This is a genomic window from Vreelandella zhaodongensis, assembly GCF_013415115.1.
GTDB classification, from domain to species: domain Bacteria; phylum Pseudomonadota; class Gammaproteobacteria; order Pseudomonadales; family Halomonadaceae; genus Vreelandella; species Vreelandella zhaodongensis.
Genome location: NZ_JACCDD010000007.1, coordinates 110041 through 135256, shown reverse-complemented (window position 1 = coordinate 135256; position 25216 = coordinate 110041). Strand labels below are relative to the sequence as shown.

At 53.3% G+C, this 25216-nt stretch carries 24 protein-coding genes and 1 CRISPR repeat array (1 of these 25 cut by a window edge); of the genes, 8 read left to right on the top strand and 16 right to left on the bottom strand.

Annotation, left to right across the window (positions count from 1 at the left end; all coding sequences use genetic code 11):
- A CRISPR array of direct repeats spans window positions 1-3845; the repeat unit is 28 nt; unit sequence GTCTTCCCCACGCCCGTGGGGGTGTTTC; it reaches 570 nt to the left of the window's first position.
- Window positions 3846-4000: 155 nt separating this feature from the next.
- The 3 genes from HZS79_RS13285 to HZS79_RS13275 all read right to left on the bottom strand — a co-directional run bounded on the left by HZS79_RS13285 (window position 4001) and on the right by HZS79_RS13275 (window position 5086).
- Window positions 4001-4405, bottom strand: coding sequence for a type II toxin-antitoxin system HicB family antitoxin (locus HZS79_RS13285; protein ID WP_179928113.1), 405 nt, complete (start codon window positions 4403-4405; stop codon window positions 4001-4003).
- A 33-nt stretch (window positions 4406-4438) separates the two neighbouring features.
- On the bottom strand, window positions 4439-4621 hold the full coding sequence (locus HZS79_RS13280) for a type II toxin-antitoxin system HicA family toxin (protein WP_179928177.1): 183 nt from the start codon (window positions 4619-4621) through the stop codon (window positions 4439-4441).
- Window positions 4622-4924: 303 nt separating this feature from the next.
- Window positions 4925-5086, bottom strand: coding sequence for a hypothetical protein (locus HZS79_RS13275; RefSeq protein WP_179928112.1), 162 nt, complete (start codon window positions 5084-5086; stop codon window positions 4925-4927).
- A gap of 188 nt (window positions 5087-5274) precedes the next feature.
- Here HZS79_RS13275 and HZS79_RS13270 point away from each other — a divergent pair, with 188 nt between their 5' ends.
- Window positions 5275-6081, top strand: coding sequence for a mechanosensitive ion channel domain-containing protein (locus HZS79_RS13270; protein WP_162217862.1), 807 nt, complete (start codon window positions 5275-5277; stop codon window positions 6079-6081).
- Window positions 6082-6237: 156 nt separating this feature from the next.
- Here HZS79_RS13270 and HZS79_RS13265 read toward each other — a convergent pair whose 3' ends face one another.
- Window positions 6238-6549 (bottom strand): hypothetical protein, encoded by a 312-nt coding sequence (locus HZS79_RS13265; RefSeq protein WP_162217861.1) that lies wholly within the window; start codon window positions 6547-6549, stop codon window positions 6238-6240.
- A gap of 77 nt (window positions 6550-6626) precedes the next feature.
- Window positions 6627-7514 (bottom strand): alpha/beta hydrolase, encoded by an 888-nt coding sequence (locus tag HZS79_RS13260; RefSeq protein WP_246311477.1) that lies wholly within the window; start codon window positions 7512-7514, stop codon window positions 6627-6629.
- Window positions 7515-7691: 177 nt separating this feature from the next.
- Here HZS79_RS13260 and HZS79_RS13255 point away from each other — a divergent pair, with 177 nt between their 5' ends.
- On the top strand, window positions 7692-8717 hold the full coding sequence (locus HZS79_RS13255) for an acyltransferase family protein (RefSeq protein ID WP_162217860.1): 1026 nt from the start codon (window positions 7692-7694) through the stop codon (window positions 8715-8717).
- Here HZS79_RS13255 and HZS79_RS13250 read toward each other — a convergent pair.
- Complete coding sequence (locus HZS79_RS13250; protein ID WP_179928111.1) at window positions 8714-9334, bottom strand: hypothetical protein; 621 nt, start codon at window positions 9332-9334, stop codon at window positions 8714-8716. The genes HZS79_RS13255 and HZS79_RS13250 overlap by 4 nt on opposite strands.
- A gap of 469 nt (window positions 9335-9803) precedes the next feature.
- Between HZS79_RS13250 and glnA the strand changes: the two genes are divergently transcribed.
- The 3 genes from glnA (at window position 9804) to glnG (ending at window position 13994) form a co-directional block, all read left to right on the top strand.
- Entirely contained in the window at window positions 9804-11210 is a 1407-nt protein-coding gene (gene glnA / locus HZS79_RS13245; protein WP_162217858.1) for a glutamate--ammonia ligase, read from the top strand.
- Between the two features lie 301 nt (window positions 11211-11511).
- On the top strand, window positions 11512-12570 hold the full coding sequence (glnL, locus tag HZS79_RS13240) for a nitrogen regulation protein NR(II) (protein ID WP_162217857.1): 1059 nt from the start codon (window positions 11512-11514) through the stop codon (window positions 12568-12570).
- Window positions 12567-13994 (top strand): nitrogen regulation protein NR(I), encoded by a 1428-nt coding sequence (gene glnG, locus HZS79_RS13235; protein WP_162217856.1) that lies wholly within the window; start codon window positions 12567-12569, stop codon window positions 13992-13994. Before glnL ends, glnG begins: the two co-directional genes overlap by 4 nt.
- 98 nt (window positions 13995-14092) lie before the next feature.
- On the opposite strand, the gene HZS79_RS13230 is transcribed toward glnG, so the two are convergent.
- The 7 genes from HZS79_RS13230 to HZS79_RS13200 form a co-directional block, all read right to left on the bottom strand.
- On the bottom strand, window positions 14093-15061 hold the full coding sequence (locus HZS79_RS13230; protein WP_179928110.1) for a Bug family tripartite tricarboxylate transporter substrate binding protein: 969 nt from the start codon (window positions 15059-15061) through the stop codon (window positions 14093-14095).
- Between the two features lie 87 nt (window positions 15062-15148).
- Window positions 15149-16666: a tripartite tricarboxylate transporter permease gene (locus HZS79_RS13225; protein ID WP_162217854.1), complete on the bottom strand. Its 1518-nt coding sequence runs from the start codon at window positions 16664-16666 to the stop codon at window positions 15149-15151.
- A 1-nt stretch (window position 16667) separates the two neighbouring features.
- On the bottom strand, window positions 16668-17135 hold the full coding sequence (locus tag HZS79_RS13220) for a hypothetical protein (protein WP_162217853.1): 468 nt from the start codon (window positions 17133-17135) through the stop codon (window positions 16668-16670).
- A 268-nt stretch (window positions 17136-17403) separates the two neighbouring features.
- Window positions 17404-18300 (bottom strand): ChaN family lipoprotein, encoded by an 897-nt coding sequence (locus tag HZS79_RS13215; RefSeq protein WP_162217852.1) that lies wholly within the window; start codon window positions 18298-18300, stop codon window positions 17404-17406.
- Window positions 18301-18309: 9 nt separating this feature from the next.
- Window positions 18310-18486 (bottom strand): DUF6435 family protein, encoded by a 177-nt coding sequence (locus tag HZS79_RS13210; RefSeq protein ID WP_162217851.1) that lies wholly within the window; start codon window positions 18484-18486, stop codon window positions 18310-18312.
- 88 nt (window positions 18487-18574) lie between these two features.
- Window positions 18575-19102: a YqiA/YcfP family alpha/beta fold hydrolase gene (locus HZS79_RS13205; RefSeq protein WP_162217966.1), complete on the bottom strand. Its 528-nt coding sequence runs from the start codon at window positions 19100-19102 to the stop codon at window positions 18575-18577.
- Window positions 19103-19107: 5 nt separating this feature from the next.
- Entirely contained in the window at window positions 19108-19242 is a 135-nt protein-coding gene (locus HZS79_RS13200) for an entericidin A/B family lipoprotein (RefSeq protein WP_162217850.1), read from the bottom strand.
- A gap of 692 nt (window positions 19243-19934) precedes the next feature.
- On the opposite strand from HZS79_RS13200, the gene HZS79_RS16895 reads away from it, so the two are divergent.
- Both HZS79_RS16895 and HZS79_RS16980 read left to right on the top strand, forming a co-directional pair.
- The gene (locus HZS79_RS16895; RefSeq protein ID WP_274380150.1) at window positions 19935-20066 is read left to right on the top strand and encodes a hypothetical protein; all 132 of its coding nucleotides are present in this window, start codon (window positions 19935-19937) and stop codon (window positions 20064-20066) included.
- A 238-nt stretch (window positions 20067-20304) separates the two neighbouring features.
- Window positions 20305-22584: an ATP-grasp domain-containing protein gene (locus HZS79_RS16980; RefSeq protein ID WP_162217849.1), complete on the top strand. Its 2280-nt coding sequence runs from the start codon at window positions 20305-20307 to the stop codon at window positions 22582-22584.
- Here the strand turns inward: HZS79_RS16980 and HZS79_RS13190 are convergent.
- Together HZS79_RS13190 and HZS79_RS13185 are read right to left on the bottom strand one after the other, a co-directional pair.
- Window positions 22558-23094, bottom strand: a complete 537-nt coding sequence (locus HZS79_RS13190) for a phosphatase PAP2 family protein (protein ID WP_162217848.1) — start codon at window positions 23092-23094, stop codon at window positions 22558-22560. The two genes, HZS79_RS16980 and HZS79_RS13190, sit on opposite strands and share 27 nt — an antisense overlap.
- Window positions 23060-24220, bottom strand: coding sequence for a glycosyltransferase family 4 protein (locus HZS79_RS13185; RefSeq protein ID WP_179928109.1), 1161 nt, complete (start codon window positions 24218-24220; stop codon window positions 23060-23062). The genes HZS79_RS13190 and HZS79_RS13185 overlap by 35 nt, the downstream gene beginning before the upstream one ends.
- Before the next feature lie 177 nt (window positions 24221-24397).
- On the opposite strand from HZS79_RS13185, the gene HZS79_RS13180 reads away from it, so the two are divergent.
- Window positions 24398-25063 (top strand): SDR family oxidoreductase, encoded by a 666-nt coding sequence (locus HZS79_RS13180; protein ID WP_179928108.1) that lies wholly within the window; start codon window positions 24398-24400, stop codon window positions 25061-25063.
- A 7-nt stretch (window positions 25064-25070) separates the two neighbouring features.
- On the opposite strand, the gene HZS79_RS13175 is transcribed toward HZS79_RS13180, so the two are convergent.
- The gene (locus tag HZS79_RS13175) at window positions 25071-25211 is read right to left on the bottom strand and encodes a hypothetical protein (RefSeq protein WP_179928107.1); all 141 of its coding nucleotides are present in this window, start codon (window positions 25209-25211) and stop codon (window positions 25071-25073) included.
- Between the last annotated feature and the right edge of the window lie 5 nt (window positions 25212-25216).

Genomic DNA, 25216 nt, shown 5'->3' with positions numbered 1-25216 from the left:
GTGTTTCCACACACACACACACACACACACACACGTCTTCCCCACGCCCGTGGGGGTGTTTCTTAGCTATCAGCGTGCTGCTTTTCATATCCACGGTCTTCCCCACGCCCGTGGGGGTGTTTCCATGCTGACGCTACCCGATAGTTTAGCGGCGTTGTCTTCCCCACGCCCGTGGGGGTGTTTCTCCATCTTTACTGCAGGAACCAAGATATGGCGCGTCTTCCCCACGCCCGTGGGGGTGTTTCCATTACGTCGACCCTTTTACGGTGGTCATAGTCGTCTTCCCCACGCCCGTGGGGGTGTTTCCATTACATGGTGCGCACTCAAGATGTAGACCGTGTCTTCCCCACGCCCGTGGGGGTGTTTCCATTTGGTCGTTACAGCGTCGCGCTTTACATGTGTCTTCCCCACGCCCGTGGGGGTGTTTCTTTTGCCGAAAAAGTACCGTAAAGGTACCAAAGGTCTTCCCCACGCCCGTGGGGGTGTTTCTCCTTTAACTTTAAAACTAAAGAATCTCGTTGAGTCTTCCCCACGCCCGTGGGGGTGTTTCCCAGCACATACGGCCGACGCTCGTTTTGCATCGGTCTTCCCCACGCCCGTGGGGGTGTTTCCGGGCTGAGCATCTGGATCGATGGCGAGCGTAAGTCTTCCCCACGCCCGTGGGGGTGTTTCTTACTAAGCGCGGCCCGCTGTGGCGGTCGTGGTGTCTTCCCCACGCCCGTGGGGGTGTTTCTATTGGCAGAATATTTAATGACGTATGATATACGTCTTCCCCACGCCCGTGGGGGTGTTTCTATGGGGTATTCGCATCATCCCGCATTAGTAGAGTCTTCCCCACGCCCGTGGGGGTGTTTCTGTATGGGACGTAGCGCAAGCGTCAGCAATGACGTCTTCCCCACGCCCGTGGGGGTGTTTCTGTTATTGGCGTCATAGTCATATGCTCAGGTACGTCTTCCCCACGCCCGTGGGGGTGTTTCCCAGTGCGCCCTGACGATTATCAGGAAGCAGGCGTCTTCCCCACGCCCGTGGGGGTGTTTCTACATCGAGATGATGCTGTGCGTTGCGCTCGGGGTCTTCCCCACGCCCGTGGGGGTGTTTCCCACTTTCTTACGAATTAGCGTGTTTAACGTCTGTCTTCCCCACGCCCGTGGGGGTGTTTCCCCCATCGGGAGTAACGATCCCCGCGACCGCGACGTCTTCCCCACGCCCGTGGGGGTGTTTCTCGTGAATCAGCGGCGTACATGAATCACGTTATGTCTTCCCCACGCCCGTGGGGGTGTTTCTGCCATATCAACGAGCTCTTCCGCATCCGCATTGTCTTCCCCACGCCCGTGGGGGTGTTTCCGCGGCACTCCACCGTTTCGACCACGCCGGTAAGTCTTCCCCACGCCCGTGGGGGTGTTTCCTCGACGGATTTATGTTCCATAGTTTAACAACCGTCTTCCCCACGCCCGTGGGGGTGTTTCCAGATGAATGCATTGACTGCATAGCGCCCGCAAGTCTTCCCCACGCCCGTGGGGGTGTTTCTAGGCTTCCAAAAAGCGTCATCTTTTGTTTCGGGTCTTCCCCACGCCCGTGGGGGTGTTTCTACCCAGAATTTCAGCTGTTTGAAGGCTGGTTCGTCTTCCCCACGCCCGTGGGGGTGTTTCTCAACGTTGTTCGCGTTTCGGCGCGTGAATGCAGTCTTCCCCACGCCCGTGGGGGTGTTTCTAGGGTTGTCTTCGAGCTCAAAGTGACCTCTCGGTCTTCCCCACGCCCGTGGGGGTGTTTCTGTTTCCGGTTTTGCTGGTGCTCTCGCATCGCTGTCTTCCCCACGCCCGTGGGGGTGTTTCTAATTCCAAAGCGTGCATTGCGGTGAAAGTTGCGTCTTCCCCACGCCCGTGGGGGTGTTTCCGCGTCAGCACCGACGGCGTCCTGGCGCGCCATGTCTTCCCCACGCCCGTGGGGGTGTTTCCTTTACCTTCGCCGCATTCGGCCGTGAAAATCCGTCTTCCCCACGCCCGTGGGGGTGTTTCCAACTCCTCTAGACTCATAGCACTCAGTTCTTGGTCTTCCCCACGCCCGTGGGGGTGTTTCCGCCACTAGCCAAGGGCTGGCCGTGCTGCGTCGGTCTTCCCCACGCCCGTGGGGGTGTTTCCAGCTTCATCAGCTGGGAAACCGTCGCGGATAAGTCTTCCCCACGCCCGTGGGGGTGTTTCCATGCTAGCAACTCTTGCTCGCTCGCCTGCTGAGTCTTCCCCACGCCCGTGGGGGTGTTTCTCACGGGCTGTTTGATTAGCGACAAAGTGTATAGTCTTCCCCACGCCCGTGGGGGTGTTTCCGCGCATCTCCACCGCATTAGCGGGGGCTGTGAGTCTTCCCCACGCCCGTGGGGGTGTTTCCCACTCGTTATCCGCGGCGTTACTGCTGAAGGTGTCTTCCCCACGCCCGTGGGGGTGTTTCTGGGCCGGTGGCTTTGTTGATGGCCTGTAGGGTGTCTTCCCCACGCCCGTGGGGGTGTTTCTGGCAGGCATGCAAAGCTCTGGCTGGGATGACGGTCTTCCCCACGCCCGTGGGGGTGTTTCTATGCTCGCTCTCACTCACTGAAATGCGGCGATGTCTTCCCCACGCCCGTGGGGGTGTTTCCGACCCGGACTTTTCCGGGGCCGTGATCGAGATGTCTTCCCCACGCCCGTGGGGGTGTTTCCATGAGGTTTTCTAGCGGCGGCACTGGGGTGTAGTCTTCCCCACGCCCGTGGGGGTGTTTCTTCATCCGGTGCGGCATGCCCGCCGCTTCTGCTGTCTTCCCCACGCCCGTGGGGGTGTTTCCTGCTGGATGATGCAACGCTACTGGATCGCGTAGTCTTCCCCACGCCCGTGGGGGTGTTTCCAACCAACCCCTCTTCGGAGGGGTTATATCCATGTCTTCCCCACGCCCGTGGGGGTGTTTCCAACCAACCCCTCTTCGGAGGGGTTATATCCATGTCTTCCCCACGCCCGTGGGGGTGTTTCCAACCAACCCCTCTTCGGAGGGGTTATATCCATGTCTTCCCCACGCCCGTGGGGGTGTTTCCTCCAAACCGCTGAGGCACTTAACGTCAATCAAGTCTTCCCCACGCCCGTGGGGGTGTTTCCTAAATCTGAGACGGTTACAAAAAAAGTAAACGGTCTTCCCCACGCCCGTGGGGGTGTTTCTCACCAAAGACCTGTCGTGGGATCTACAAGATCGTCTTCCCCACGCCCGTGGGGGTGTTTCTTATGACTGTCGCCGCTATCGTTGAAGATGAGTGTCTTCCCCACGCCCGTGGGGGTGTTTCTAGCCCTGGCTCTGTATGAAAACTCGATAGATTGTCTTCCCCACGCCCGTGGGGGTGTTTCCAGCAAAAACCTCGATGTGCTTATGCACACTGAGTCTTCCCCACGCCCGTGGGGGTGTTTCTGGATTAGAAGGGCAGCGTAGCCGTGTAGCGCTGTCTTCCCCACGCCCGTGGGGGTGTTTCTCTTACCTTCATTATGGCGGTCGCGGTATTACGGTCTTCCCCACGCCCGTGGGGGTGTTTCCACCGGTGCCAAAGGCTTGGAGCTGACGTTTGAGTCTTCCCCACGCCCGTGGGGGTGTTTCTACTTTGCAGCCTAAAGTATGAGTCTTGCCTCGGTCTTCCCCACGCCCGTGGGGGTGTTTCTCTGATGTTCGAGCACGCACGTGCGATGGTTGCGTCTTCCCCACGCCCGTGGGGGTGTTTCTGACAGACCAGGAGGGTAGAGGCCTGTCTGAGTGTCTTCCCCACGCCCGTGGGGGTGTTTCCACCGAAGGTGGCCACCAACAAGCAGCACACACGTCTTCCCCACGCCCGTGGGGTGCTTCTTTCCTACACACGTTGGCGGTGATGGCTTACATCGCTGCTGCTTTATTTCTGAGACCATAACAACTGTCGCCTTGTTGCACCCGTGGCGGTTTCCGCTTCGCCAGAATTCTGCGATGGCAGTCGCCCCCAGCTAGTTTATGGCTGGGGGCTTTTGTTTATGCGTGGGTGAGCTTTTCTAGTGCGGCGTTGGCGAGAAACGCGGAGCGACTTTTGATGCCGTGAGCGGTGACGTAGTTGTCGATTTGGCGAATGACATGCCCTGGCAGGGTGACATTCACTTTTTCGGTTTTGCCCAGGTAGGGAGTGACATCGATGTCGATAATGCCCCATCCCCAGCCTTCAAACTCGGGGTTTTTCCGGTGTTCTGCGATGCTTCGAGGCATGGGAATGTCCTTGCCTTCATTAGCCAACTCTTCTAGTTGAATGTGTGCAACCTCAACCGCCAATTGATAGGCCTGTTCGGTGGTATCGCCTGCCGTTATCGCCCCAGGAATATCAGGAATTACGATGCCGGTGGCATATTGGTCGTCGCCCCATTCAATCGCAATTGGATATTGCATAGTGCGGCCCTCCTATGTGGTTTAACTGCTGGGCTACTTTAGCCCGGCGAGTTTCCTGATACTGTTTAGCGTACCCTTGGGTACGTCCTTTTTCGGGTGTGGCACTGGTACGCTGCCGGATTTTGTGGGGTGCTTGAATATGTGGTGACTCCCGCTAACCCGATCAAGGTACCACCCATCCGCCTCGATCTCTTTGATAATGTCTCTGCTTTTCACCCCCTGCCCCTTGTTTGCCCTTGATGATTTAAATATAACTCCGGGGTTATCTTTTATCAATTATTTTTATAACTCTAGGCGCATCTTTTTTGGCTAGGGGCGTTTCGGGTTTCTAACTCCAACGCAGTGGTGTAGCTGGTGTCGGTGAGGTTGTGGGTTACCTCGGTGATGACCCATGGGGTGGCGTCGATTTGGGGTTTCCAGCCAATGCATTGGGTGGGCGTCGGGGAATACGTTGGGGTCGCCTACCGCTTGGGTAATGCTGAAAAAGGCGACGCCGGGTTGCAAGCGTTGCCATTCTGCTTAGGCGGCTTCCAGTGCTTCGATTTCGCTGGCGTAGGTGTGGCGTAGCTGCTGGGCGTTGTCAGGCTCGCCGACGGTGACCGTGAGGCGTTCGGCTTGCATGCCGCGGCGGTCGTTCAACGTGAGTGATGACAACCGGGCACGAAACGTAGTTTTCCCCACGTCCGTGAGGGCTGCTGATAGGTAGCTCAGCGTTCAACCGCTGTGAGTACTCTCTCAGTGCCGGTGCATTCTCTCTGTATTGCTTCAATTGTTAAATATAGTGAGGACGAGAGTGTTCCAAAATAAAACTGTTTTAACATGGCTTTTACCGTGTGTTTCGGTGGTTGCCATCTAGAGGATATTGCGTCGTGGAAAATTTTTTTGAGCAATTTGGGGCTTACGTTCCCTTGATCATCAATGCACTGAAAGCATTGTTGGTGTTGATTGTAGGCTGGATTGTCGCAGGGTTAGTCAGCAGCTTAGTGCGTAAACGGGTGAATGCGATACCACGTATAGACCCAACGCTGGGCAACTTCCTTGCAGCTTTGGTGAAGTGGGGCATTCTACTGGTTGTATTGATTACGGTACTCGGCCTGTTTGGTATTCATGCCACTTCACTGGTTGCAGTGTTGGGGGCTGCCACGCTGGCTATTGGCCTGGCGTTGCAGGGTACGCTCAGTGATCTAGCGGCGGGGTTTATGCTGATCATGTTTCGCCCTTACAAGCTGGGTCAGTTTGTGGATATTGGGGGCACATCCGGTACGGTTAAGGATCTCAATCTGTTCGTGACCGAATTAGTGACGCCTGACAACGTGCAAATTATTGTGCCTAATGGGCAGGCTTGGGGGGCTATTATCACCAATTTCTCTCATCACTCGACGCGACGTGTTGATCTTGAGTTCGGGATTGGTTATGACGATGATGCAGATCAGGCCATGACGATCATCAGGGGCTTGGCCGAGGCTGATAGCCGTATTCATGGTGATCCCGAACCTTGGATAAAAGTCACTAACCTTGGTGCTAGTAGTGTGGACCTTACCGTTCGGCTTTGGGTCGATGCCGCGGATTATTGGGATGTGAAGTTTGATATGACGAAAGTCGTCAAAGAAGCCTTTGATAAGCAAGGTGTTTCAATACCTTACCCGCATTCGGTAGAAATTCATAAAGCGGGGTAAATTTGTTCGTTGATATATTTTGGCAAGTCGCGCCCTTCAAAGGCGCGCCCTGTTAGGTTAATGCGCCGAGCAAGGCGTTCCGTACCCCCTATGACTCAAACGATGATCACGCAGTAAGGGAAATCAGTTGAGTTAACATCGCTTTCGCGGCCGTGGTTACCTCTCTTTCTCGTCTTCTTTCCAGTGTTCCATGGCACGTTTGTCGTCAGGTAGCCTGACGATATCACCTAAGGAGAGTTTGAAGTGCGTTTCGTGGTGGTGGCCGTGGATATCAAGAATGGCGGCGACGCTGCCGATACTGACGGCATCATCTTCGCGGTAGGCTTCTACTTTTACCCGCACAATGCGGCCTTGGTAACGGGCAGAAATAATGGCGCCTGGGTAAGGGGGCATGTGGTCGGGGTCATGTTTGAAATACTCTGCCACGCTGGCGCTACCGGGTTCGTCCCATTCAATGTGTTGATGCATCGTTGGTCTCCTTATGCTGACGAAATCAGCTAGCGTAAAACTTCAGTGTAGTGTGCATTGTTTTGATATTGCCAACGTTATTCTGACGAGCTGGTGGCGGGCGGTTCGATATGTTGAAACATGAAGTTAAGAGCGGCGGGTAGGCTTGCTCTCCATACGCGCCACGTGTGGCCGCCTGGATAAAGGTCAAGACGTACATCGCTTGGTTGAATCTTCTCCATGGTTTGGCGCAGCAGGCGGGCGTGGAATTCAGCATCGTAGACATCGCTTCGTCCTGCGCTGATATACAGAGGCACAGGATACATTTCGCGTGTGCCTGTTGGGCGTGGCGTGACGTTCAGCCGGTAGTCTTCAAGATGAGCGGTGTAGTTAAGTGCCTTCCAACGCTCGCGATCAAACTCGCCTTGTTCATTTAAAAACGCTGGGTGGCGGCGGGCGGATGAGTTGGCGGGTGGTTCAGGCACGTAGCTGGCTGGGCTGAGGGCGGCTGCCGCGGCAAACATGTCTGGCCGTTCTAAGGCAAAGTTAAGCGCGCCATAGCCACCGGCAGACAGCCCTGCAACGCCGCGCAGCTGGCGTTCACTGCCTACGTTATAGGCGCTTTCAATATGGGGCAGTAGGTCGTCAAAAAAGGCGCTGCGTGCTGGCTCGTTGTAGCCATCTACCCACCAGCTTCGGCTTCCAGGCATAACAAAAACGGTCGGTGGCAAGTGGCCTGCTGCGATTAAGCGGTCGGCAACTTGGGGGAGGTTGCCGCGTGAGACCCAGTCTCGCTCATTACCAAACGAGCCATGAAGTAGATAGACAACAGGGTAGGGTGTGGACGCATCTGCATCATAGCCGTCGGGCAAGTACACGCTGTAGGGGTAATGATGACGTAATGTGGGCGAGAAAAACTGTTGATAGAAAACATCGCTTGCCAGGACGTGGCTGCTTAATAACAGCCCGCCAATCAGGCTCGCCATCCGTTTCATTAATGAGGTGACATGTTTTATCTGGTGTGTCACGAACACGGAGCCTCCGGGAATTTAATGGCGCTATCACAGTCGGACAACGCAGAACGAGTCGCTGTTCATTCGGTTAAGCGTAGCAGCTAATAGCTTAGGGATAAGGCTTAGAGATAAGGCTTTAAGAGAGGGCTGATGCAGAAAATCGAGGAAATTTATTGGTTGCGCGCTTACGGCTGTGTGGCCGTTTTTTTATTTCATTGGCTGGATCATCTAAACCAACGGGTCGACAACGTGATCACCGATCTGATGCGGCTTCCGTTGGTGCTGGGTACGCCGACATTTTTATTTATTTCGGTGTTTGTATTTGCCGTTCGCTACGAAAAGCAGGTTCCTCCAGGGTTTCTTCTTCAGCGTGTTAAATACGTCATGCTGCCTTATTTCGTATACGGGTTTATTTACTCCACGGCAGAGTGGTTGCGGCTTGCGTACACCGATGAACCGGTGGGCTTCTTCAGCAATGCAACCGGCTACTTTATTTATGCAGGTTGGCATGGGTATTTTTTGATCATTGCGATGCAGTTCTACGCGGCCTATTGGTGTTATACCCGTTGGCAGCTGTGGCGGTTTAATCCTGTGCCGTGGCTCTGGGTGGGGTGCTTGGTGAGCATGGCATATTGGGGGTTGGCGTATTGGTTTGAAGTTGAGCCGCCAGGGTATTTGCTTTGGATTGCGCCCTTGGGGTGGATATATCTGTTTTTTCTGGCCTTGGTGTTGGTTCGCTACTATTCGCTAATCCCTCAAGTGAATCAGGTTGATCAACCCAGGTGGATGCAACGGCTATCGAAACCGTATGGGTTAATAGGTTTCGTGGGGTTGATTGTTGCCGCTACGTTTGCAGGATGGTTAGCCTTTTCTTCAAAAGAAGTCTGGGTGATACCCTTTTTTGTGTTGTTCACGCTGTGGCTCATGCGCTATTTGAACGGACGCAAGGCTCCACGTTGGGTGCGTTATATCAATGCGTACTCGTTCGGAATTTATCTGGCTCATCCGATGTTTTTTGCGATCACCGATGCGGTTGTTGGGCCTGACACGCTCCCACTGGTGGTGTACGCAACGCTGCTGATAGCGGTCGGTGGGATTGGCTCTGTGGTATTGAATAACGTCGTAAATACCACTACGACAGGGGCTATGCTGTTTGGGAAGCGATTAAATGTCTAGCGTGTGGGCGTAGTGCGGGGTGGTTCAGGTGACGTGTTATTTGTTGGCGAGTCGTGAGAAAGGCGCAGTGCTTCAAGGTTGAACGTTTGTAATCGCGTAGGGCATGCATAAAGGCGCTGCAGTAAGTCAGAGAGTGCGGCCACTTCGTCTAGCTCTGGGTCTAAGCCTCCTAAGCATTCTAACCAAGCGCGTCGGATCGCAATATAAGGAGGCCTGGCAACGCCTGACCCTAGAAAACATTGGAGTAAGCGTTCGGATATACGCGGTGGTTCGCTACCAATTAAAAAAGCATCCAGCGTGCATGTCTCTAACTGAGGGTAAAATAAGCCCCAAAACTTAGCCTCAAGCGGCTGTTGTTGCATCGCAATTAGCAGCCAATCCGCTTGGCTGACATAGGCCGCCTGATTAATTCGTGCACCTAATGGCAAAGAGGGCGTAATGAGGCAATGGACTTGGTAGCGTTGCTCCATATACGAGAGGCGTGGGTCAACCGTCGTACCGGTAACGATGACGGGCGGTGTGAGGTCTGCTAAACCCGTTTGGCGAATGGCGCGAAGGTGACGCGGTAGAAGGGCACCTGTGACAGACGCATCAACAATAAAGCAGACCGTGCCCATGTTTACGACTTCCTTTGTTATGAAACCTGTCGGTTTGTAACTGATTGTAGGTGTTAGTTTCTTTTTGTCGCAAGATAAAGTTTTCTGTAGATAGCAAAGAGGCGTCGTCACCAAAGGTTAGCATTATATGCACTGTATTGGTGCTGATGGGGTTTTTGGTGGTCACTGTTGGTGCATTTCTGTAGCTGGTGTCGCATTTTTAAATGAATTTTTGGTGTGCAGAAAACGTAATGCCACATGAAGAAGCATCATTTTTTATATTTTAGGCATTAAGAAACAATGACTTGTTGTTTTTTTAAGCCATAATGGTGCAGGGTTGGCATGTTCTATGCTTTGTATTTAGTAGCGGCTAGCGGGTCGTAGGCAGACGCCTGTCGGCGTGCTACAACAATAGCCGGTTTGTCGAATAACACTTTTATCGGTAGCTTACTGTTACAAGCTTTAAGCCACGTTCATACCGGAGGACACTATGTCAGCCAAGACTCTCGCGCTAATCGAAGAACATGATGTTAAATGGGTAGACCTGCGTTTCACCGACACGCGCGGTAAAGAGCAGCACGTCACCGTACCGGCACGGGACGTGGACGAAGAGTTTTTCGAAAATGGTCAGATGTTCGATGGTTCCTCTATCGAGGGCTGGAAAGGCATCAACGAATCCGACATGATTCTTCGCCCTGAAGATGGTACTGGTTTCCTTGACCCCTTCACCGAAGACGCTACCTTGATCCTGCGCTGCGACATCATCGAGCCTGCCACCATGCAGGGCTATGACCGCGACCCGCGTTCCATTGCCAAGCGTGCAGAAGCCTATCTGCAGTCTACCGGTCTGGGCGACACCGCTTTCTTTGGCCCTGAGCCTGAGTTCTTCATTTTCGACGAAGTTCATTGGAAATCTGACATCCAGGGCTCCATGTACAAAATCACGTCTGACGAAGGCGCCTGGGCAACTGACAGCATTGTGGATGGCGGCAACTTAGGTCACCGTCCGCGTGTTAAAGGTGGCTACTTCCCTGTGCCTCCAGTAGATAGCTTCCACGATATTCGTGGTGCGATGTGTAATACCCTGGAAGCGATTGGCCAGACCGTGGAAGTTCACCACCACGAAGTTTCCAACGCAGGTCAGAACGAAATCGGCGTTAAATTCAACACGCTGGTGAAGAAGGCTGACGAAGTTCAGGAAATGAAATACGTGATCCACAACGTGGCTCACGCTTATGGCAAAACCGCTACTTTCATGCCGAAGCCGCTAGTAGGCGATAACGGCTCTGGTATGCACGTACACCAGTCGTTCTGGAAAGATGGTCAGAACCAGTTCGCGGGTGACGAGTACGCGGGTCTTTCTGAAATGGCGCTTTACTACATTGGCGGTGTGATCAAGCACGCTCGTGCTCTGAACGCTTTCACCAACGCATCTACTAACTCGTACAAGCGTTTGGTACCAGGCTTTGAGGCGCCGGTTATGCTGGCCTACAGCGCTCGTAACCGTTCTGCGTCTATCCGTATTCCGTACACGGCCAGCCCGAAAGGCAAGCGTGTAGAAACGCGCTTCCCTGATCCGACGGCCAACCCGTACTTGGCATTCTCCGCCATGTTAATGGCGGGCATTGATGGCATTAAAAACAAGATTCATCCTGGCGATGCCATGGATAAGAACTTGTACGACCTGCCGCCAGAAGAGGGTAAGTCAGTACCGACCGTTGCCAACAGCCTGGACCAGGCGTTGGAAGCACTCGATGCAGACCGCGCGTTCTTAACCGAAGGTGGCGTGTTCACCGACGAAATGATCGATGCTTACATCGACCTCAAGATGGAAGAAGTGGAGCGTATTCGCATGACCACTCATCCGATTGAGTTTGATATGTACTATAGCTGCTAAGGCCGGTTGTTAAGAACGACTGCTAAGATCACCCACGGGTGTGATTGGCTCAAAACCCCGCTTCGGCGGGGTTTTTTTATACAAGCGGATAGCGAGCTGATGGTTGATGTGTTGCTTGCACTATAATGGTGCGTAATGGGCGAGGTTATGTCGTAGGCTGCGCTATAAAGGCTCGTATTGTCTGCTTCTTCTGCCCTTAAGCCGTGCAAATAGCCGGTTATGCTTAATTGGCGCGCTTTTTGCAATTCCTCTTCTGAATGTTAACAACGCTATCTTTTAGAGCATCGCTTCAGGACACGCCATGTACCAGCGCTTACTTGAACATCTCACCACCGCAGTCTTGCTGCTTGACGGTGAACTCCGCGTTCGCTGGATGAATCCAGCAGCGGAAGCGTTGCTGGCAGTGAGCTTTAGCCGTGTGCAGGGTATTAGTTTAGACACGCTGTTAGGGGGGGATGAGAGTATTGATGATGTCCTCGCCAAGGCGCGGGATGCCTTTCATCCCTATACCCAGCGCGAAGCGCGTATTACGCCGCTGAACAGTGAGCCATTAACGGTGGATTACACCGTGACGCCTCTCTCTGCCGAGGAACTATTGCTAGAAGTAGAGCCCCGCGATCGGTTGATGCAGATTTCCCGCGAAGAAGCGCTGACCACTCGTCAGGAAACCATCAAAGTGCTGGCGCGGGGGTTGGCCCATGAAGTTAAAAATCCCCTCGGCGGGATTCGCGGCGCCGCCCAGTTACTAGAGCGCGATCTGGATGACCCAGCACTGCGTGAGTTCACCCATATTATTGTGGAAGAGGTCGACCGCTTAAGTGACTTAGTCGATTCCATGTTAGGCCCCAATCGTATTGTTAAACACGAACCGGTCAATATTCATAAGGTATTAGAGCGGGTGCGAGCGCTGCTGATTGCCGAGCATCCCCAGGTTGAAATTCGCCGTGATTATGACCCGAGTTTGCCGGACCTTTCAGGCGACGAGTCACAAATGATTCAGGCCTTATTGAATGTGGCGCGCAACGCGGTGCAGGCCATGAGCGATGCAGGAACACCATCGCCTGCATTGACGCTACGTACCCGTGCACGTCGCCAATTTACGTTGGGTGCTGAACGTCACCGATTAGTTAGCGAGGTGGGGGTGATTGATAACGGCCCTGGTATACCTGAAACGTTACGTGAAACGCTTTTCTATCCCATGGTTTCTGGGCGCGCTGAAGGTAGCGGCCTGGGGCTATCGATTGCTCAGTCGATTTTGCACCAACATCAAGGATTGATCGAATGCGACTCACGCCCTGGACGTACCGAATTTCGTTTACTGATTCCATTGGTTATTAATTTCACCGGAGAAGCGTCATGACTGAAGCGACACAAACCGATGTTGCACGAGTGGTTATTGTCGATGATGACCGCGCCATCCGTTGGGTGTTAGAGCGGGCGTTGGCACAGCCAGACCTGGATGTTGAGTGTATTGAGCGTGCGGATACGGCGCTGGAGCGATTGTTAGAAAATCCACCGGATGTGTTGGTGACTGACATTCGTATGCCCGGCATTGATGGGTTGGATTTAATGTCGCGGGTACGAGATGCGCACCCTGACCTGCCGGTGATTGTGATGACCGCGCACTCGGATCTCGATAGCGCCGTGGCGTCTTACCAAGGGGGCGCATTTGAATACCTGCCTAAACCCTTTGATGTGGACGAAGCGTTAGCGCTGGTGCGACGTGCGGTGGCCCATGCCAGGGAGCGTCAGCGCCCTGTCAGCGTGCCTGAAGGGTTGAGCGCAGAGATTATTGGTGAAGCACCTGCCATGCAGGAAGTGTTTCGCGCCATCGGGCGACTTTCTCACTCCCACATCACGGTGTTGATTAACGGTGAGTCAGGTACGGGTAAGGAGCGTGTTGCTCAGGCGCTGCATCAGCATAGCCCACGGGCAGGTAAGCCGTTTATTGCGCTGAACATGGCGGCGATTCCCCGTGACTTGATTGAGTCGGAGCTGTTCGGCCATGAGAAGGGCGCGTTTACCGGAGCGGCGCAACAGCGCCAGGGGCGCTTTGAGCAGGCTAACGGCGGGACGCTATTTCTGGATGAAATTGGTGATATGCCCGCTGAAACGCAAACGCGCTTGCTACGCGTGTTAGCCGACGGTGAGTTCTATCGCGTTGGCGGCCATACCCCTGTGAAAGTCGATGTGCGTATTATTGCGGCTACCCACCAGAACCTGGAGTCGTTAGTTGACGATGGCCGGTTTCGGGAGGACTTGTTCCACCGCTTAAACGTGATTCGCGTTCATCTGCCGCGCCTTTCCGAACGCCGAGAAGATATTCCACGTTTAACGCGTCATTTCTTGGCGGAAGCAGCCAAAGAGCTGACCACTGATATCAAGGTGTTAACGCCCGAAGCAGAAGCGCACCTTACCCGCCTGCCTTGGCCGGGCAATGTTCGTCAATTAGAAAATATTTGCCGTTGGTTAACGGTAATGGCTTCTGGTCGCGAAATTCTCATTGAGGACTTACCCCCGGAGCTTCGCTCGGTCAGTGCTTCTGAAAGTAGTGTTCATGGCGATTGGCGTTCGGCGTTTAGGGACTGGGCTGACCATGCGTTGGCGGAAGGTCATACACACTTATTAGAAGAAGCTGTGCCTGACTTTGAGCGTATTCTGATTGAAACGGCGCTGAAGCATACTGGTGGTCGTAAAGGGGAAGCCGCTGAGTTACTCGGCTGGGGGCGTAATACGCTTACCCGTAAATTGAAAACGCTGCTGCCTGCGTTGGCAGACGATTAACACGGTTTTTAATTAACACGATTGTGTGTTGCTGACCCTCAATAAAAATCGCCCGCTGTTGCGGGCGATTTTTTAGCAACTTTTCAGCCACTATCTGTTTAGTCGTCAGCGCCAGGTATACCACCAAGGGCTTCAATCAGCGCTTTGTAGCTTTCGGTTTGTTCGGTCAGGGTTTGAGTGACTTCGTCTTCGGTCATATAGACCACAGGCATCAAAATGCGCTCTTCGGTAATTTCGATAAAGCGCTCATCCTGTGTCGCCGCTTTCAGGGCTTCTGCCAGGCGCTCTACGTGGGCATCCGGGGTATTTTTCGGCACCATCACAGAGCGGATTTCAGCAGGGTTGATGTCGTAGCCCGCTTCTTTCAGCGTAGGAGCGTCAGGGAAAGCCACCAGACGATCTTCTGCTAAGCTCACCAATACCGGCATTTCGCCAGATTCAGCATAGCCAGAGTGCGTGCCTCCGCTGTAAGCGAAGTCCACATCGCCCGAGAGAATCAATGGAGCCATGCCTGCGCCACCGGCGGTGGGTACGATGCGTAAATCAAGCCCTTCCTGCTGTGCGATGTACTCAATGATCATACGATCCAGAGCGGTCTGGGTCGCGTAGCTGGTGCCTGGGTTTTCACGTGCATACTCTACCAGCGCTTCCCAGCTGTCGCCGAAGGGGCGTCCTTCGCCAGTGACAATGGCTGACTGGCCTAGCGTTACACCAGCGACGTAACGGAAGTCATCTAGCTGGTAGGCGGTTTCAGTGGCCAACGGTCCATAGGTGATCGTCATGGAAGTACCAAAGGCAAAGGTATAGCCTTCGTCGTTGTTATTGGCGAGACGCGTTAGAGCCACGCCACCCCCAGCACCGGGCTGGTTAACAACATTGACCGGCTGTCCCAGCTCTTCTTCTAATACATTCGCCAGCACGCGGGCTTGAATGTCTGTGCTTCCACCTGCGCCAAAGCCAACCACTAAGGTAAGCGGTTTGCTTGGGAAATCATTCGCCTGAGCGGCACTCATGCCGACCGCCAGGGCTGCAGAAATGAGGGCTGAGCTAAGTAATGTTTTTTTCATAGTGTCGTTTCCTCGGTGGTTTTTTCTTAGATGTTTTTCTTAGGTGTTATGCCTAAATGTTGTTCAGAGTGAATGAACAATGCTACGTCATGATGCCATTGAGCGGCGGCGCAGCTGATGGCGTCGAAAGCTGCTCCACAAAAGGTGCAGCACCATCAGGCCTGTCGCGACAACAAAGAACAGCGCGATGGGCCGCTGAAGTAAAATACTGATTTCTCCTCCCGAAAGAATAACGGCCTGGCGCAGATTCATTTCCAACATCGGGGTCACAATGAAGGCGACCAGGAAGGTGACAAATGAGTAGTCGTGCTTTTTAAGGAAGTACCCAAAGATAGCGAAACCAAATACCGTTAACAGGCCAAAGGTGCCGTAGCCTTGAACCTGAATGCCCGCTAAGCAGAAGAAGATAACCACTGGAATGACAATGTTTTGCGGCACATTGGTCACTTTGGCGAAGATACGTAAGCCGTACCATCCGACGGCCAGCATGAGAAGGCTGGCAACCACCATCCCTGCAAAAATAGTAAACAGCATTTGCGGGTGGTCGCGCAGCATCAGTGGGCCAACCTGAATGCCGTGGATCATAAATGCCCCGACTAACAGCGCGGCGGAAACGCTACCTGGGATGCCTAAGCCGAACAGTGGGATATAGCTTGCGGGAATGACCGCGTTATCGGCGGCTTCAGCGGCGGCAATTCCGTTGGGGTTGCCTTTACCATAGCTGTCAGGGTCTTTGGCGCCTCGTTTGGCTAAGCCGTAGGCCATAAACGAGCCAACCGATGGGCCTAGGCCAGGTAGTGCGCCGACAAATGCACCTACTCCAGTGCTTTTAAAAATGGTCGGGAGCGTACTCTTGAACTCCTTATAGGAGAGATCATCATTGGGGTCGTTGCCCAGGCGAACAGAGCTGCCGCCTTTGACGCGTCGGTACTCGTCTAACTGCACAAACATTTCAGACAGCGCGAGCGTGCCGATGACTAGAGGAAGGATGGGGACGCCCTCCATTAATTCTGCAAAGCCAAAGGTGAAGCGCATGGCACCTGTTTCTGGGTCGAGACCGACCGTTCCTAGAATGACCCCCATGCCGCCTGCTGCCATCCCTTTTAAGAAAGAGCCACCCGCCATGCCGGCAATAAACACAAGCGCAAAAATAAGAATGGCAGCGAGTTCGTAAGGCCCAAATTTTAGAGCAATGGATGCAAACGGAATGACAACAACGATAAGTAGCAACGTCGCCAGTAAGTCGCCAATCACAGACGCCAACAGGCCGACTTTAAGTGCTTTACGCGGTTGGCCGTTTTTGGCCATGGGATAACCGTCTAAGCAAGTGGCAGCAGAGGAGGGTTCCCCAGGCGTGTTAAGCAATATAGCCGAGACAGCACTGCCTGCCGCCGTACCTTTGGAAAGGCCAATAAGGAAGGCAATCGCCGCGTATGCTGACATGTAAAACGTTAGTGGAATGGCAATGGCAATGGCAACAGAGCGATTCAATCCAGGGATAACACCTACTAAATAACCAAGCAGCACGCCGCCCAAGATAACGCTGATAGAGTGAAGCGTGAGGGCGTCGCCAAACGCGCCGGTAATTGCGCTAAGTTCAGGCATGTTAAACGACTCCTATGCGCATCAGGTGGACGGTTAAGACATAAAGTGCGGTGGTGGGGATGGCTGCGGTCAGCAGCACCACATACCAGCGTCGCTCGCCTAGTAGCGCAACAAGAGTGCCCAGAATAAAAGGAGCCAGCCAGGTGAGAGGCAAGAACGTGGCCAGAAGAATAAAGAATAAAACGTATAAAAAAGGCCAGGTTTGATGCCAGGCATCTGTTAACGGTGGTAGCTGGAAAAGCGAAGCGCGCTGTTTTTTGAGCTGTATAAAGCTAGCGACAGCAAGAGTGGCGGCGCACAGCAGCATGACCCAGGCGCCTAGTGTTGCAAGCCTTTGAGGGTGCATGCCAAACGCCATGCCAGACCCTCCGTAACGAGGAATGAGCCATGCAAGCAACCAGCAGGAGAGTAGCGTTACTCCCAAACCGGACCACAGGTTTTTGCGCTGCATTTGAGTTTCAGGCGTCATAGGCGTTTCTTGTTGGAGTTGGATGAAGACATCACCCTATGAGTCGGCTGTTCGTTAATCAATGAGTAATATCACGTTTTTCAACGAGACAATCAACGGTTGAACATGTTGTATATACATTGGCTATAGACGGCAAGCAGACGGGGATCGGAAATAAAAGCAATACAATATAGCTATTTGTTTTATCTATATTCCGCTGGGATTTTTGTTCGTGGCAGTGAGTTTGCGAAGGCACCAGTAAACGATGTCGGTCATTTAAGGCGAGGACTTAAAAAGTACCAAACGACTCCAGCTCATTATTAACGCTGTTTTCCTCGGCCAGCGGGTTCAGTATAAAGACGGCATCTGCTGCATCGGGGTCGGGTGTTTCGCACGCAGTTGGCTCCCAGGGAAGTAGGCTGAATGTACGATCAACACCTAACCCATTCAGCTGGTGCGCTACGCCATCGTCATAAAGCACATGGCCTAAACCCATAAGACCAATGATCAAGGTGCCGTCGTCAGAGGCATCAGCAAGGGCTTTGGCCATGGCGATGTCCCAGCTAAGCTGAGCCTGGGTAAAACGGTCGAACATTTCTGGGTTATCACCCATATCATGCTGGTCAAATGCTTCTTTTAAGCGTTCTTCGTAAGCGTCGCTAGGCGGTTGTGGGGCAGGAATATCGTGTCGCTGTTCAGCAGGTACGTTGGAAAAACCTTCGCTTACCAAGCGCTGACGAAGCGCAGGCGAAATATTTAACGCCACAAGGGGGATTTGCTGAACGCGAGCAAAGTGAAGAATAGGTAAGTAGAGTGTGGCATCGAATCCCCAGCTCTCATTCCAGCGTGTCTGCTCAAGCAGCTCATCTTCTGTTAAACGGCCAGCGACCCAGTCGTCGAGTGCCGACTGCGCGCGTCGGGGCAGCATTTCTAACCCGATGACCATATCGTCACGTAGGGCGTGAAGCCCTGCTAAGGTGTGCAGCTGCCAACGATGGTGCTCAACAGCATCGTGTTGTTCGCCCAAGAGAACGACCTGATGTGTTGCCGCTTGCGCTAGAATACTGCTGTTTGGTACCACCTGGTGTGACTGCCACCACTGCCCTGGGGCTGGGCAGTCAGCATTAGCCATCGACGGTAGCAAGCTGCAAGCAAGGACAGCGGCAGACGTTGAGCGACGTCCCATAGGTTTTTCCTAACCTTCTCCAGCTTTTAAGCGATTAATTTCAGTCAGGATGGCTTCTGCTTCTTCGGTCAGTGTGGCGTTCGCCCGCATATCGCCATTGCGTGATGCTTCCATCGCCGCTTGCAGTTTACGCTCGTAATCTTGCTGAAGTTTCTTGGTGGGGTTGCGCTTGAATAGTCCAAACATGAGTATCTCCCTCTGTTGTGTACACCATTTGTATAGCTTTGCTTGGCGTATGTCGACTATTTGTTGTAACACTTCGTCACTGAGCGCATTAGTGAGTGTGCGGCTGTGCTGCGGACTGATGCAAGAAACGTTCGAAGTCGATGAGAATAGTCTCAAGACTGTTATGTAGGCGGTGGTCATCATCAACCATACGCAGTGATAGTCGCTGTTGGTGAGCATGCTCAATCACTGGGCCAGGGGGGACCACGTCATCGCGCCATCCGTGAATAATATGCGTGTGCTTTGCTTGAAGTGTCAGCGAGGTTTGCGGGTAGTCGGGCAGACCAAGCGCGGGGGCTAATAAAAAGCAGCCTAATACAGGCTGTTGTGCGCTGACGGCTGCACTCAACCAGCCGCCTAAACTTGAGCCAGCTAGCACGCAGTTCGTCAACGTGTCGTTGCGGTCGGCGATGGTAGTGAGTAAGTGGTGTAAGCGCCGCTGAGGCTCATCGATGCCGCGATAATCCATGACCACGGGTTCGCAGTCATCCAGCGTTTCTGCGACTCCTTTAAGCGCTTGTACTTTTAAGGCGCCTGGGCCGCTCTCCAGCCCGTGAGAAAGATAAACTGTCATCATCGTCATTAGCCACCTGCCGATCGCTGAATAGCTTCGCCGCCTCGTTCGATATCTTCACCTGCGCCGCGGATAGTATTGCAGCCGCTGATCAGCAATAGTGTGACTACCATGATTAAACAGCGAGCAATGACGCGTTTCATGAGATGACTCCATATATCGAGTTGCCCAGGCCAGCCAGGGTGATTAGGTATGCTTTTGTAAAAATAATCGCTGTTGCCGCTAGCTGCCACAGGTTTCAGAGCTGTTTGGTCTAATTGGCCATGCATTTTTGTCGCATGTGCCAGTTCGATACAGGCAATCTGCTGTGAGTGGCTAAAAAGTGTTAATTTTTTTTCATTATAAGTATTTGTTAAATAATGTTTTTTTGATTAATCTAGAGCTTTGGTCTACTATCTGCAAAATATTAGTTAGTCGCCTACGCCACGGTATCAATTTTAAAGCCGACAGTTTTGAAAACCATCTTATTTAATAGCGTGAGCAGGCTAATAGGGTATTGAAGGAGGGCATGGAGCCTCAAAAGCGAAAGGATTCGAAAGGACATTTAGCCTGCTCACCCTTATCAGTGTAAGGAAGCGCTGATCATCAAGGCAAAGGAATGGTAACGATGCAAAATGACCATCCCGTGAAAGCGGGGTGGTTTTTTTGCGTTAACTCATTATCTTCAACGTATTGATTTTGCTTTTATTTTAGGCTGTTTTGCTTTTCTTGCCGCTCCTCTGCACAGCGTTTGTACAGATGAGCGCGGCTTTTTGGGCTATCCTCTGGTGTGAACCTATCTTCAGCGGTTATAAAACGTCAACGCAGTGGCCGCACACTTTCAGGGAAAAGCGTTATGGCGATGGTGCTAATGCTATGTATGTTTGTGCTATTTCTAGGGTTCTCGGGGTTTGGGCTGTACATGATGTTTAAAACATCGTTTATGGTGACGGCAGAAGACCAAGAAGATATGCCGCCCGATATGTGAGATGTAGACGATTGATCCCCACTTCTTCTAGAAACGCCCGCGCTTGCGGGCGTTTCTTCTCCATATGCATTTGATCGATGACGGCGATACTTCATCATCTTTTTAGAGCCCCGTGCTTCAAAAATTAAACAAAGTAAACTTGTCTTTGCTTCGCTGTATACCTCAAGACGCTATGTTATAAGGGTGGCCCACATCGCTGTGCTGTTGTGCCTGCTCGCTGATCTTTAGGTAAGTATTTATGTCTCAGAAACCACCCAACCCCACTCCTGCGTCTACTAAATCGTTATGCAATATTCGCCTGGATCTTAGTGATTTGCGTGCCACGTTGGGGGCAAGGGGGCGACTGGTGGAGCCAACGATTACCTGTAAGGTCAAGATAACCGGCAACATGGTGCGCGCTGAGGTGCTGCATACACGATTGCGCCGCTTGGTGCCCACGCTGTGGCCCAGCCAGCCGATTATGGAAGCCCCGGCTGAGGTTTGGCCGCAGCACTTCATCGCCGCTAACGCACCTGTGACGTTAGCGCAGGAATCGTCAGGTAATGAAACCAAGCATGACGCTATCTGGGCACTGGGGGAGTGGCTGGTTGCCTTGACGGTTGCCTTGCAGCGCACTGCCTATGAGTCGACTTATCAGGGGCAGGTATTGGCCGTTGAGAAGAATACGGTTTTGATAGCCCTGCCTTGGATGCGCTTAAGGACGGCTAAAGACGCTTTGCGTTGGGCGGCACAACACTTAATTGCTTGGTCGGCTAGTGGCCAGCCTGCGGATGCCGAGCCGTGGCATGATGACTTCAAGCGGTGGTTAAATAACGCCCAACGAGGTGGCAATAATATCATTACCCAAGGTTTTATCATGGCAGCACGGCAGCGTCAGTTGCCGGTGACTCGGCTGTCACCTGATGCCTTTCAATTAGGCTGGGGGAGTGCTCAGATGCACTGGGAGGGGTCTTGCTTCCAGGATTCCATGGTGGCTGGGCGAATGGCCAACTTTAAGCACCTTTCCACCCAGCGGCTTGAGCAGGTGGGGATACCGGTGCCAAGTACCTACGTGGTCACCACCCAAGAGGCGGCCGAACAATCTGCCGAGACGTTGGGGTATCCGGTTGTGGTGAAACCCCTGAATAATGATCGTGGCGAGGGTGTTTTTTCTAACTTATATAGCTCGGCTGAACTGGTTAGTGCTTTTAAAAAAGCGACTGAGTTTAGTCAGAACATTATTGTTCAGCGCCATGTACAGGGTGAGGATTACCGCCTGCTTGTCGTCAATGGGAAATGCATGGTGGTGACACGTCGCGACCCGGCAGCGTTGATTGGAGACGGTGAACATACGATCAAGGAGTTGGTGGATATCGCCAATCAAGATCCGCGACGAGGTGACTCAAGCCGCAGCTATCTGATTAAGTTAGCGCTGGATGATATCTCCCTTGACGTGCTGGCCCAGCAAGGTTTTGAGGTGGATGCCATTCCGGCAAGCGGCGAGAAAGTTCTCTTGCGCCAGATCGCCAACTTTTCTACTGGTGGCACGGTAGAGGATGTGACGGAGCGGGTACATCCAGATAATGCCCTGCTGGCCGTTCGTGCTGCTCGTGCCATTGGCTTAAGTATTGCGGGCGTAGACTTACTGATTTCGGATATCGAGCGCTCATGGCGCGAGGTGGATGGACATATCATTGAAGTTAACGGCGGCCCAGGGTTGCGTTTGCATTGGCTGGGTAATCCGACGCGGGATCTTAACGGCGAAATTCTTGACCAAAGTCTCGGCAAACATCAGCTAAGAATTCCTACCGCTGCGGTACTGGGGGTGACCCACGATGGTTGGGAAAATCCCGCCGCGCGAATCTGCCGGATGCTACATCATCTGTTTGTTGCTAATGATGGCTGCCCTGGCACTACAACATCACAAGGTGTTTTCATCAACAGTGAGCAAATCAGCGCTAAAAGTGCTATCGCTTCTGGAAAAGTGCCCGCAGCGCTATGTGATGCCACTGTAGATACCGCATTTTTTGAGCTTTGGCCGAGATTACTGGACAAATACGGCCACTTTTGCGATCGCTATGACGTGCTGGCGTTATACGAAATGGACGCATTACTCAGCAACGATGTGACAGACTGCCTGGCTCGTGCTGGTCATTCAGCGGTGATCAATGCAGATTCAGAGGACGTGCTGGCGTTGTGCAAATATGTACCCGCAGGTTGCCAATCGGTGTTGGTGTCCATGGCCGCGGACAACCCTGCGCTAGTGGCTCATCGTGCAAAAGGAGGCGAGGGGCTTACCATTGCGCTGCACCAGGGGGGGCGCTGGATAGTGGCATGTCAAGGTAGCCACGAGAAGCCGCTGTTGTCGGTCAATGTGCTGGGCTATCTCAGCGATGCCTTGGGAGAAACTGGTTTGCGTGAAGCAATGTTTGCGTTAGCGATTGCCCATGCTCATGGCATGCGTTGGGAAAATCTGATCATGCCGATGGTCTCTTTTCCACTTGAAGCGGCGTTAACCCATCAGCATAAGGCTCAGTAGTGCAAACCCATAGCCCATTGCTGCGCCAGCAATCACATCGCTAATGTAGTGCAGCCCAAGTCCTACCCGTGAAATTGCGATCAACAAGCTCAGGGGAAGCACAATGGGCAATAGCCATGGGGTGTGGGCGGCTACCAACACGCTAAACATCACTGCGTGCATCGTATGACCACTGGGAAAACTATAGCGGTCACGGGCAGGCTCGCCACAGTGGACGCCACCTAGGTAGGTGATAAACGGGCGTTCACGACAAAGCCGAGTTTTTACCAATTTATAGATAGCCACCGCGACCAGAGCAATAGCGCTGTACTGCATGATGCGCCAAGCGCCATTAGGCTGTAACCAAGGCTGAGCGGCTATTAATAACACCCACACAGGCCAATCCCCCAGCTTGCTGGCCGTTTGCAGTGTCAGCCGCCATGGGCGGTAAAGCGTAAAGTGTGTTACCCGCTGACAAAGCTGCCATTCCAGTACATCAAGACGATCGAATACGGCAAGCGGACGTGGCATGGTGGGCCTCCTGGGCATGGTGTAAATAGCTTGAAAACTGCTCTGCAATACCCGACCAGCTCTGTTCCAGAGCGCGTAAACGAGCAACTCTTCCTAACCGTGCGTAGTCAGCGGGGTGCTGGCATAGCGTCACGGCTGCCTGCTGAAAGGTATGCGAGTCGCCGGGAGGAACGGTAATGCCATTGTGCCCGCTTTGAATCAGTTCAGCGCTGGCGGCATGGCGATAGGCCACTACCGCGAGCCCGCTGGCCATGGCCTCAGTTACCACATTCCCCCATGTTTCCGACAGTGAAGGAAAAATAAACATATCGGCACTGGCGTAGTGGCGTGCTAACTCCTGTCTGTTCACAAAGCCCGTGAAATGGGCATCAGGTAGCGCTTTTTCTAACTGGGCTCGACTGGGGCCGTCGCCAACGATGACTTGTGCTATATCAGGACGCACATCGCGCATGGCTTGCAGCGTTTCTTGTAGCAGCGCTAAATTCTTTTCGGGCGCTAAGCGACCCACATACAGTGCAACGGGCTGATGCTCGCTAACCCCCCAGCGCTTGCGCAGTGCGTCATCGCGCAGTGCGGGTGAAAACTGTTCACCATCAATTCCACGTGAAAGCACCTGAACACCCTTAATTCCCTGGTGGCGCAACGCTTTTGCCTGCTGCTGGGTGGGCACAAGGGTCAGGTCGCAACCGTTATGGAAGTAGCGCAAATAGCGGCGGGTGGCTGCCGATAGCCAGGAAACGCCATAGTCGTGGCAATAGTGGTCGAAATTCGTATGCCAGCCTGCCACCAAGGGGATGTTCAGCTGGCGCGCCGCCTGCCGAGCTGCCCAGCCTAGAGGCCCCTGCGTTGCCAGATAAATTGTATCCGGCCGCTGCTGTTGCCAAAAACGACGTAGCCTGACAGGCCTGGCAAGGCCAATATGCACATCGCTATAACCGGGTAGTGCATAGCGCCGTACCTGAAGCTCTTGAACCGCGTAGGCGGCGCTGCCAGGCACTTTGGGGGCTGGGCGGATAACATCCACTGTTATGTCCAGCTGCTGTAGTTCACGGCATAACCTATTCAAGGTATGGACGACGCCGTTGATCTCTGGTGACCATGTTTCGCTAACGATACAAAGCCGCATGAGCGATTCATCCCTTTATCACGTTTCAGGTCACTATGCGTGGTTAGCATGACACTGCTAAGACAGCACGGTGAACAGGGGATGACAGGCGGCGAATTCCTTTACGTTGGTATTTGACCTACACACTGAATTCAGTTTCGCTAGGTAGCTGTATTGGCACTCATTAGGGAGATTTCCATGACATCTACTGTTGTCATCACTGGCGCTAACCGAGGGATAGGCCTTGCATTAGCCGAGCAGTATCATCAGGCCGGTTGGCGGGTGATCGGTGTTTGCCGTGAGTCATCGGATGCTTTGCAGGTGGCAGCGGAGCGCATCATCGAAGGCATTGATGTGACACAGCCAGCAAGCGTCGCTGCATTGGCCAGTGCATTGCAGGGCGAATCCCTGGATGTGCTGATCAATAATGCGGGGCTTTTGCAGGATGAGTCACTGGGGCAGCTGGATTTTGACAGCATTCGAACGCAGATGGAGATCAACGCCTACTCGCCGCTGCGGGTCTGTGAAGCGCTGTTGCCGTTGCTGAAAAAGGGCAGCAAAATTGCCAACATCACCAGCCGAATGGGCTCTATTGCGGATAACGATTCCGGCGGGCGTTACGGCTACCGCGCTTCCAAGGCAGCCCTTAATGCGTTTGGAAAATCGCTGGCGATGGATCTTAAACCGCAAGGCATTGCCGTGGCCCAGCTACATCCAGGCTATGTCCAAACCCGTATGGTTAACTTTGGTGGCCATATTTCACCCCAAGAAGCTGCGGCTGGCATCGTGGCACGCATTGAGGCGTTAACGCTCGAAAATAGCGGTAGCTTCTGGCACTCCAATGGTGAACGACTACCCTGGTAGTGAGCTTCTATTCTGAAAGTTTCTTAGCCACTGACGCTTGGCGTTTTTTCTCACGGCGTCGTTGTTTGGCTAAGGCATTGCTGTTCGCCAGTTCCACTAGGTAGGCAATTTCTTCATCGCTAAGCGGCGGACGTGGTTGGTTTGTCATTATTG